Annotated in this window: 2 protein-coding genes and 1 pseudogene; all 3 read right to left on the reverse strand. The window is 74.0% G+C overall.

The window, feature by feature from the left end:
• Positions 1-1,915, reverse strand: a 1,915-nt coding sequence (locus ACIGQF_RS38395; protein WP_399720732.1) for a type I polyketide synthase, incomplete at its 3' end; no start/stop codon positions are given.
• Positions 1,916-1,976: 61 nt separating this feature from the next.
• Positions 1,977-7,706 (reverse strand): annotated as a pseudogene (locus ACIGQF_RS38400) (SDR family NAD(P)-dependent oxidoreductase); the annotation flags it as partial.
• A 178-nt stretch (positions 7,707-7,884) separates the two neighbouring features.
• Positions 7,885-10,919, reverse strand: a 3,035-nt coding sequence (locus tag ACIGQF_RS38405; RefSeq protein ID WP_399720735.1) for an SDR family NAD(P)-dependent oxidoreductase, incomplete at its 5' end; no start/stop codon positions are given.

Here is a 10,919-nt window from a genome sequence, read left to right on the forward strand (position 1 = left end):
AGATCATGACGGCGAAGCAGGCGGGCTGGACGACGTCGACGCGCCGTAGGGCGTCCTCATCGGCGAGGATGTCGGTGAGTTTCCAGTCGACCAGGCTGTTCAGTGCGTCTTCGCAGCGGGCCATGGATGCGGCGAACACCGGCGATTCGACGAGGAGTTGGGCGGCCATGCCGACCCACTGCGTCCCCTGCCCCGGGAACACGAACACTGTCTGGCCGGCGTCACCAGCCACCGCACCGGTGACGACATCCGCGGAGGGTTTGCCCGTGGCGATCGATTCCAGACCGGCCCGCAGGGCCGCGCTGTTCTCGGCCAGTACCACTGCCCGGTGCTCGAAGGCCGAGCGCGACGCTGCGGTCGAGTAGCCCAGGTCCAGCACGCTCGACGTGTCCACCAGGTCGGCCAGCTGCCGCGCCTGGTCACGCAGCGCCTCGCTGTTCCGCGCCGAGACAACGACCGGCACCGTGCTGAGCGTCCGTACGTTCTCCGGCTCGTCCGTCGTTTCCGGTTCCGGTGCCTGTTCGAGGATGACGTGGGCGTTGGTGCCGCTGACGCCGAAGGAGGAGACGGCGGAGCGGCGGGGACGGTCCAGCTCGGGCCAGGCTGTCGGCTCGGTGAGCAGGGAGACGGTGCCTGCTGACCAGTCGACCTGGGAGGAGGGCTGCTGTACGTGCAGGGTGCGGGGCAGCTCGCCGTGTTGCATGGCGAGCACCATTTTGATGATGCCGCCCACGCCTGCGGCGGCCTGGGTGTGGCCGATGTTGGATTTGAGCGAGCCGAGCCACAGCGGCTGTTCGGCCGGGCGGTCTTTGCCGTAGGTCGCGATCAGGGCTTGGGCTTCGATGGGGTCGCCCAGGCGGGTGCCGGTGCCGTGGGCTTCGACCGCGTCCACATCGCCGGTGTGCAGTCCGGCGTTTTCCAGTGCGCGTCGGATGACGCGTTGTTGTGAGGGGCCGTTGGGGGCGGTCAGGCCGTTGCTGGCGCCGTCCTGGTTGACGGCGGAGCCCCGGACCACGGCGAGGATGCGGTGGCCGTTGCGTACCGCGTCGGAGAGCCGTTCGACGGCGAGTACGCCGGCGCCTTCGCTCCAGCCTGTTCCGTCGGCGGTGTCGGAGAATGCCTTGCAGCGTCCGTCCGCCGCCAGCCCCCGCTGCCGCGAGAACTCCACGAACGTACCGGGCCCGGCCATGACCGTGACGCCGCCTGCGAGGGCCAGGTCGCACTCTCCGTTGCGCAGCGCTTGCACCGCCAGGTGGAGTGCTACGAGGGAGGAGGAGCAGGCCGTGTCGACCGTCACCGCGGGGCCCTCGAAGCCCAGGGTGTAGGAGACGCGGCCCGTGAAGACGCTGCCGGAGGTGCCGGTGCCGAGGAAACCGGCCACCTCGTCCTCGGCGGCGTCGGCCACCGAAGTGCCGTAGTCGTGGTACATCACCCCGGCGTAGACGCCTGTGCGGCTGCCGCGCAGGGTGTGCGGGTCGATGCCGGCCCGCTCCAGCGCCTCCCAGGACGTCTCCAGCAGCAGCCGCTGCTGCGGGTCCATGGCGAGTGCCTCACGGGGGGAGATGCCGAAGAAGGCGGCATCGAAGTCGCCCGCGTCGTGCAGGAATCCGCCCTCGCGGCTGTACGTACGGCCCGGTCGGCCGGGCTCCGGATCGTAGATCCCTGCCACGTCCCAGCCACGGTCCACCGGGAACGGTGAGATGGCGTCCGTCTCCGAGGCCACCAGGTCCCACAGGCCCTCGGGCGAGGTCACCCCGCCCGGGAAGCGGCAGCCCATCCCCACGATGGCGATGGGTTCATGGCGGCTCGACTCGACCTGACGGACCCGTTCGCGTGCCTCATGAAGGTCCGTCATGGCGCGGCGGAGATACTCGCGAAGCTTCTCTTCGTTGCTGGCGGGCGCTGCAGAGGACACGTGCGCTTCCTTCTGGCTGGATCTGGAACAACAGTCGGTGAGTGGTCGGGTGCGGGTGGAGTTACGTCAACCCGAAGTCACTGTCCAGGAGTTCGAACAGGTCGTCGTCGTTGCCGGTCGCCAGGCGATCGGCAACGGATGCGGCGGCATCGCCCGTGCCTCCCGGGCCCTTGGCGGCCGCCGATGCCGCGGAGGCGTCGAGGAGCCCGAGGAGGTCGCGCAGCCGTGCCGCGACATCGGCCCGGCCGGCCTCGTCGGTGACGGCCCCGGCGAGCCCGTCACGGACGCGGTCGAGCGTCTCCAGCACAGCCGCCGTGTCCGTCGGGGTACCGGCGTCCCGCTCACCCTTGGGGAGTTCGCGTTCCAGGTGGTCGGCGAGCGCGGCGGGGGTCGGATGGTCGAAGACCAGCGTGGCGGGCAGCCGCTGCGCGGTGACGGCGGTGAGCCGGTTGCGCAGCTCCACGGCGGTCAGCGAGTCGAAGCCGGCGTCCTTGAAGGGAGTCTGCAACTCGACGCGCAGCGGATCGCCGTACCCGAGGACCCGCGCCACTTCGGTGCGCACCAGCGTGCGCAGTGCCGCAGTGCGCTCAACGCGCGACCTGCCCAACAACTGCTCGGCGAGACCGGCGGAGGGCCGGGCATCGTCGTCGGCCGTCGCCGCCTCGTTGGATGCGGGGGCGGTGGCCGGGGGAGCCAGGCCGTACAGCACCTCCGGCACCGCCTCAGCGCCGGCCGCCGCGCGGGCGCGCAGCCCCGCGAGGTCCAGACGCAACGGCAGCAGCACCGCCTCTTCCCCGGGCCCATCCGGTGCGCAGGCCGCGTCGAGCAGCGACAGCCCTTCGGCCCGGTCGAGCGGCAGGACGCCGGAGCGGCGCAGCCGGGCCAGGTCGGCGGCGCCCAGCCCGGCGCCCATGCCGTCGCTCCGACCGCCGTCCTCGTCGCCCCACAGGCCCCAGGCCAGGGACACGGCGGGCAGTCCCTGCGCGCGTCGCCAGGATGCGAACGCGTCGAGGAAGGCGTTGGCGGCGGCGTAGCCGGACTGGCCGGGGCTGCCGAGCGTCCCGGCGGCCGAGGAGAACAGTACGAAGGCGGACAGGTCCAGTTCGCGCGTGAGCTCGTGCAGATGCCGGGCCGCGTCGGCCTTGGGCCGCAGCACGGCCGAGATCCGCTCATCGGTCTGAGCGGTGACGGTCCCGTCGTCGAGGACGCCCGCCGTGTGGACGACGCCGGTGAGGGGGCGGTCGGCCGGGACGGCGCCGAGTACGGCTGCCAGCGCAGCGCGGTCCGCCGTGTCGCAGCTGACGATGTCCGTCTGCGCGCCCAGCTCCGCCAGTTCTGCGGCGAGTTCGTGGGCGCCCGGGGCATTGGGGCCGTTCCGGCTGGTCAGCAGCAGATGCCGTACCCCGTGCCGGGCCGCGAGATGGCGGGCGACGGCCCGGCCGAGCGTCCCGGTGCCGCCGGTGATGAGCACCGTGCCGTCCGTGCGCCAGGGGGAGCCGGAGCCGGTGACCCCGGTGTCCCGGACGAGCCGGGGGACGAGGAGCGCGCCGTCGCGTACGGCGATCTGCCCCATGCCGGTCGCGGCGGCTCCGGCCAGGGCCCGGTATGCGGCCTCCCGTTCCCCGCCCGGCGCCGCCAGGTCCACCAGGGCGAAGCGGTCCGGGTGCTCGGCCTGGGCGCTGCGCAGCAGACCCCAGGCCGCGGCGGCGGCCGGTCGGCCGACCGCCGCGCCGGCGGCCACGGCGCCGCGTGTCACCAGCACCAGCCGTGCGGCGGCGAAGCACTCCTCGGCCAGCCAGTGCTGTACGAGACCCAGCGCCCGCGCCGTCGCCTCATGGGCGTCGAAAGCGAGCTCTGCTTCGCCGTCGAGGTCCACCACGACGGTTCCGGGCACGGCCGGCGCATCGGTGGCCAGCGCGGTCAGGTCGGCGGCGGTGCGGACCGACCCGGGCGGCAGCGCAGCTCGCAGGCCCTCCAGGAGCGCGGGGTCGTGGTCGCCGACAACGGCCCACTCGCCCGCATCCTCCATCGACGGCTCTCCGGCGGGCGTCCACTCCAGCCGGTACAACGGCGTGGCCTCGCCCCCTACCGGCGGCAGCTGGTCCGCCGTTACCCGGCGCAGGGCCAGCGAGCGGGCGGCGAACACGGGGCGGCCCTCCGCGTCGGCCGCCGCGACGGTCACCGAGTCGGGACCGGCCGGGGCGATCCGTACCCGAAGGCCGGTGGCGCCACGGGTATGCAGCTGTACGTCGTTCCAGGCGAACGGCAGCATCCCGTGCGGGCCCTCGGGGAACTGCTCGCCGAAGCCGATGGCGTGCAGCGCCGCGTCCAGCAGCGCCGGGTGGATGCCGTACCGGGCGTCGTCGTCGGCCGGCCGGTCCGGCAGTCGCACCTCGGCGAACACCTCCTCGCCGCGCCGCCAGACCGTGCGCAGGCCCTGGAAGGCGGGGCCGTAGCCGACTCCGGCAGCCGCGAAGCGCGCGTACTCCGCCGCGATCCGGTCCGCGTCGTCGGCGACGGGGGTGGCGCCGGCGGGCGGCCAAGCGCCCCGCAGACCGGCCAGGGCGTCGCCGAGGCTGTCGCCGCTGCTGCTGGCTTCGGCGGCGAGCACGCCCGTGGCGTGCCGCGTCCAGCCGGCGGCCGGGCCTTCGCCCCCGGCCGGGCACGAGTCGATCCGTACTGTCCGGGCGCCGGACGCGTCCGGGCCGCCCACCGTGACCCGCAGCCGGACACCCGCGGTGTGCCCGTCCTCGTCCCCCGGCAGAACGAGGGGAGCGGCGAAGGCCAGCTCCGCCACCCGGGCGCAGCCGAGGTCCGCTCCGACCCGGGCGGCGAGGTCCAGGAGCGCCGCACCGGGCAGTACGGTACGGCCCCAGACGGCGTGGTCGGCGAGCCACGGGTGGGTACGGGCCGAGAGCAGCCCGGTCCGTACGGTTCCCTCGCCGTCGGGCAGATCGACGGCAGCGGCCAGCAGCGGGTGACCCGCGGCGTCGAGCCCGGCGGTGGCCAGGTCGGCGGCGGGCCGCGGGGCGGCCAGCCAGTAGCGCGTGCGCTGGAACGGGTAGGTGGGCAGGTCGACGGCGGGGCCGTCGCCGTGCGGGGCGGACAGGTCGACCGGGACGCCATGGGCGTGCACCGTGGCCAGCGCCCCCATGAAGGCCGCCGTCTCGTCGCGGTCGCGGCGCAGCACCGGCACCATCACGACGGCGCGCCCGGCGGACTCGTCGGACGGTGCGCCGTCTCCCTCGGGCTCCTCCGGCAGGCACTCACGGCCCATCGCGGTCAGTGTTCCGTCCGGCCCCAGCTCGACGAAGGTATCGATGCCCCGGCTCCGCAGGGTGCTCATGCCGTCGAGAAAGCGCACGGCCTCGCGGGTATGCCGTACCCAGTACTCCGGGGTGCACAGCGTGCCACCGTCCGCCGCCTCACCGGTGAGGTTGGAGACGACCGGGATCCGCGGCTTCGCGTACTCCACCTCGTGTGCGACGCGCGTGAACCGTTCCGTCATCGCGTCCATGTGCGGCGAGTGGAAGGCGTGGCTGACCGGCAGCCGCTTGACCCGCCGTCCTTCCGCACGCCAGTGAGCGGCCAGCTCCTCCACGGCCGCCCCGTCGCCGGAAATCACCGTGGCCGACGGCCCGTTGACGGCGGCGATGCCCACCCGCGCGCCGCGCCCGGCCAGCAGCGGGGCTACCTCCGCCTCGCTCGCCTGGAGCGCGGCCATCGCACCGCCGACCGGCAACGCGCCCATCAGCCGGCCGCGCGCGGCCACCAGGCGGGCGGCGTCGGGCAGGGAGAACACCCCGGCGGCGTACGCGGCGGCCAGCTCGCCGACCGAGTGGCCGAGCAGCGCGTCGGGGCGCAGGCCCCACGACTCCACCAGCCGGAACAATGCCACTTCGAGCGCGAAGAGCGCGGGCTGGGTGTACTCGGTGCGATCGAGCAGCCCGGCCGTCTCGCTGCCTGCCGCGGCGAACATCACCTCGCGCAGCGGAACGCGGCCGGGCCCTTCCAGATGCCGGTCCAGCTCCGCCGTGACCTCGTCCAGGGCCGCGGCAAAGGCGCGGTGGCGCGCGTACAGCTCGTGGCCGGCCCCTGCCCGCTGGCTGCCCTGCCCGGTGAAGAGCAGCGCGGTACGGCGGCCGTGCTCGGCCCGGCCGGTGATCAGCCGAGGCCCGGCGCCACTCGCACCGCGCGCCAACTCGGCCAGCCCGTCGAGCAGTTCATCACGGTCGGCGCCCAGCACCACGGCCCGGTGCGCAAAGGCCGTACGGGACCGGGCCAGGGTCCGTCCGACCGCGGCCGGGGCAGCGGCTGTTGCCGCGGTGAGGTGGTCGTGCAGCCGCCGCGCCTGCGCGCGCAGGGCGTCCTCGGTGCGCCCGGACAGCGGCCAGGCCACAGCGGCGGGTTCCCCGGAGTCCGACCCGGTGCTCTCCTGCGCGGCCGTCGGTGCGCTCTCCAGGATCAGATGCGCGTTGGTGCCGCTGGCGCCGAAGGAGGAGACTCCCGCCCGGCGGGGCGCGTCCTCCCGCTCGGGCCACTCCCGCGCCTGCGCCAGCAGCTCGACCGCGCCCGCCGACCAGTCCACCCGGCTGGAGGGCCGGTCCGCGTGCAGCGTGCGCGGCAGCTTTCCGTGCCGCATCGCCAGCACCATCTTGATGACCCCGGCCACGCCGGCGGCGGCCTGGGTGTGCCCGATGTTGGACTTCAACGAGCCCAGCCACAGCGGCCGTTCGGCGGTCCGCCCGGTGCCGTAGGTGGCCAGCAGCGCTTGGGCTTCGATGGGGTCGCCGAGCCGCGTGCCGGTGCCGTGCGCCTCCACCGCGTCGATCTGGTCCGGTCCCAGGGCCGCCGAGGCCAGGGCCTGACGGATCACCCGCTGCTGGGAGAGACCGTTCGGCGCGGTCAGCCCGTTGCTGGCGCCGTCCTGGTTGACCGCGGAGCCCCGGATGACGGCCAGGATCCGACGGCCGTTGCGTACCGCGTCCGAGAGCCGCTCCAACAGCACCATGTCCGCCCCTTCGGCGAAGCTGGTGCCGTCGGCGGCATCCGAGAATGCCTTGCAGCGTCCGTCGGCGGCCAGCCCGCGCAGCCGGGCGAAGTCGATGAACAGATCCGGGGTGGACAGTACGGTCGCGCCGCCCGCCAGGGCCATGTCGCACTCCCGCTGCCGCAGCGCCTGAGCCGCCAGGTGCACGGCGACCAGCGACGAGGAACACGCGGTGTCGACGGTGACGGCCGGCCCCTCCAGCCCGAGGGTGTAGGCGATCCGGCCGGAAGCGATGCTGCCCGCACTGCCGTTGACCAGGTAGCCCTCCATCCCCGGCGGAATCTCGCGCAGCCGGGCACCGTAGTCGTGGTACATCACGCCCGCGTAGACCCCGGTACGCGAGCCCCGGGCCGATGCCGGGTCGATACCGGCCCGCTCGAACACCTCCCAGGAAGTCTCCAGCAGCAGACGCTGCGTCGGGTCCATGGCGAGCGCCTCGCGCGGGCTGATCCCGAAGAACTCCGCGTCGAAGTCGGCACAGTCGTGCAGGAAGCCGCCCTCGCGGGAGTAGACGGTGCCGGCCTTGGCCGGATCGGGGTCGTAGAGTGCGTCGAGGTCCCAGCCGCGGTCGTCGGGGAACGTCGAGACCGCGTCGGTCCCGGAGTCGACCAGCTGCCACAGCTCCTCGGGCGAGGTGACACCGCCGGGCAGCCGGCAGCTCATCCCCACGATGGCGATCGGCTCGCGGGCGTCGTCCTCAAGGGCGCGCAGCCGCTGCCGCGTGCCGTGGAGTTCGGCGGTGACCCGCTTGAGGTAGTCGCGGATCTTGTCCTCGTTGGCGGTCATCGACCGGACCCTTCCTGGCCTTCTCGCTGTTGCTTGTCGTGCCTGCTCGTAGCGGTGCGCACCGCGTCGGGCGCCCTGCCGGCGACCAGCGGTTCCGCTGCCTCCACCGGTCCTGCTGCCTCCACCGGCCCCCTCACAGCTGGTCCTCGATGAACGCGAACAAGTCGTCGTCGGAGGCGGCGTCCAGCCGCTCCAGCACGTCCTCGTCGGCCTGTCCGGCGCCGCCGCCGGCACCGCGCTTCTCCGGCCCGTCACCGACGGCACCGCCGACCGCGGCCAGCATCTCCGTCAGCCGGCGCCGGATCACATCGCGCCGGATGTCGTCCTGCGGCATGTCCCGCACCGCCCGGTCCAGTGCGTCGATACCGGACAGTGCCGCCTCACCCGCGTCCTCCCGGCCCTCCGCCGCCAGGAGCTCGGCCAGATGCCCGGCGAGCGCCTGCAGACTGGGGTGGTCGAAGACCAGCGCGGGCGGCAGCCGCAGGCCGGTGGCCACTCCCAGCCGGTTGCGCAGTTCTACGGCCGTCAGGGAGTCGAGCCCGATCTCGCGGAAGGAACGGTCCGGGTCCACCGACGCCGCGTCGGAGAAGCCCAGCACCTGCGCCAGCTGCCCCTGCGCCAGGGACAGCAGTTCCGACCGCCGGCCCGCTTCGTCCAACCCCGCGAGCCGGGACCGCAGCTGCTGCGGCCCGCTCGGACCGCCCGCGCTCTCCGGCAGGCCCGCACCGCCGGCGCGGTCCGCACGCGCCGCCGACCGCCGCACCACCGTGTCCGGCACCAGCCGGCGCAGCAGTGCGGGCACCGCAGCGGCACCGCGCTCCGCCCGCTCCGTGTGCAGCGCCGCCGCGTCCAGCCGCATCGCGCACACCAGCGGCTCCGGACCACCGTCAGCGCTGCTGAACGCCATGGCCCGGTCGAACAGCTGCAGGCCCTGCTCGGCCGAGAGCGGCGCTATTCCCGTCCGCGCCATCCGTCGCAGATCCGCCTTGCCGAGGTGCCCGGTGAAGGTGCTCACCGCGCTCCACAGCCCCCACGCCAGCGACACGCCCGGCAGACCCTGGGCGCGCCGGTGGTGGGCCAGCGCGTCCAGGTAGGTGTTGGCGGCGGCGTAGTTGGCCTGCCCTGCCCCACCCAGCAGGCCCGTCGCGCCGGAGTACAGCACGAACGCGGACAGGGGCATCCCCGCCGTGAGCTCGTGGAGATTCATCGCCGCGTCCACCTTGGGGCGCAGCACACGCTCCAACTGCGCGGGCGACAGGGCCTCGACGGTGCTGTCGTCGATCACACCGGCCGTGTGGACCACGCCGGTGAGCGGGTGCTCGGCGGGAATCGCCGCCAGCACATCGGCCAGCGCCGTACGGTCGGCCGCGTCACAGGCGACCAGCTCTACCCGGGCGCCCTGCTCCGTCAGCGCACGCTCCAGCTCGGCCGCCCCCGCGGCGTCCCGACCGCTGCGGCTGAGCAGCAGCAGCCGTCGTACGCCGTGGGCGGAGACCAGGTGCTGGGCCAGCATGCTGCCGAGGGTGCCGGTGGCTCCGGTCACCAGGACGGTGCCTTGGGGGCTGAACGGTGCGGAGCCCTCAGAGTCGCCCTCCCATACGGCGAGGAACGGTGCCAGGAGCTCCCCGTTGCGCAATGCCAGTTGTGGCTCGCCGGTGGCCACAGCGGTGGCCAGTTCCCCCCGCGACACCTCGCCGTCGGCATCGACGAGCGTGAACCGGTCCGGATGCTCGGTCTGGGCACTGCGCAGCAGCCCCCACAGGGGGGCGCCGGCCAGATCCGGTACGTCCTCGTCCGCGGCGGCTGCCAGTGCACGGCGGGTGAGCACCACCAGCCGCACGCCGGCGAACCGCTCGTCGGCCAGCCACTCCTGCACGAGCGCCAGCCCGCGGCGGGCCGTGTCCCGTACCTGCGCGGCGGTGTCCACCGGGCCCGGTACGAAGGGGGCGACCACCACGTCGGGCAGCGCGGCACCGCTGTCGAGCGCGGCACGCAGCGCGCCCAGGTCGGGGAAGGTTTCGAGGCCCTCGCCCGCCACGCCACTGCCGATGACCGCCCAGCGGTCGGACGGCACCGCCGGCGCCCCGGGGTGCCGGACCCGCTGCCAGGCCACGCGGTACAGCGGCCCGGCCGCCGCGCCCCCGAGGAGACTCGTCAGCCGCTCCTGAGCAAGCGGCCGCAGCACCATCGCCTCCAGCGACAGCACCGGCGTCCCGGAGAGGTCCACGGCCTGCAGCGATACCGCCGAGTCGCCGGCCCGGCCCAGCCGCACCCGCAGCGCGTCCGCACCGGTCGCATGCAGCGCGATGCCCTGCCAGGCGAAGGGCAGCAGTACGGAGCCGTCCTCGGGCGGTGACACGAACCCGCCCGCCAGCCACGGCTGGAGAGCCGCATCGAGCAGTCCGGGATGCACACCGAACCGGGCGGCATCGGCCGCGGCCCCGCCCGGCAACCGCACCTCGGCGAACACTTCTCCCTCGCGCTGCCAAACGTGCTCGACCCCGGTGAACACCTCGCCGTACGAATAACCGAGCGCCGCGAACCGGTCGTAGAGCTCCGCCGCCGCCATGGGTTCGGCCCCCTTGGGCGGCCAGCTCTCCCGGCTCCATTCCATGTCCGGGGCGGGAGGAGCGGCGGACACCAGCACACCGGTGGCATGCCGGGTCCAGGCAGCAGCGCCCGACGGCTCCTTGACCTCTTCCGCCTGGGAGAACACGACCACGCCGCGGCGCCCCGACTCATCGGGTGCGTCCACCGTGACCTGGAGCCGTACGCCCCCGCTCTCCGGTATCAACAGCGGCTCTTCCAGCGTGAGTTCCTCCACACCATGGCAGCCCGCCACCGACGCGACGTGCAGCGCCATCTCAAGGAAGGCGGCGCCGGGGAGCAGGGCCGTGCCGGACACACTGTGGTCGGCGAGCCACGGCTGCGCGGCCAGGGCCAGCCGCCCGGTCAGCAGCAGCCGGCCGGAACCGGCGAGCGGCAACGCACCGCCGATCAGCGGATGCTCCTCCCAGGTCATACCGAACCGGGCGGCCGCAGCCTCGCCGGTGCCGGAGGGCGAAGTCGCCGCCCAGTAGTGCTGGCGTTGGAAGGGGTAGGTGGGGAGGTTGGTGGTGCGGGCGTCGGTGTTGTCGAAGGCGGTCGACCATTGGATGGGGGCGCCGT

This window comes from Streptomyces sp. NPDC053560, assembly GCF_044544605.1.
GTDB lineage: Bacteria > Actinomycetota > Actinomycetes > Streptomycetales > Streptomycetaceae > Streptomyces.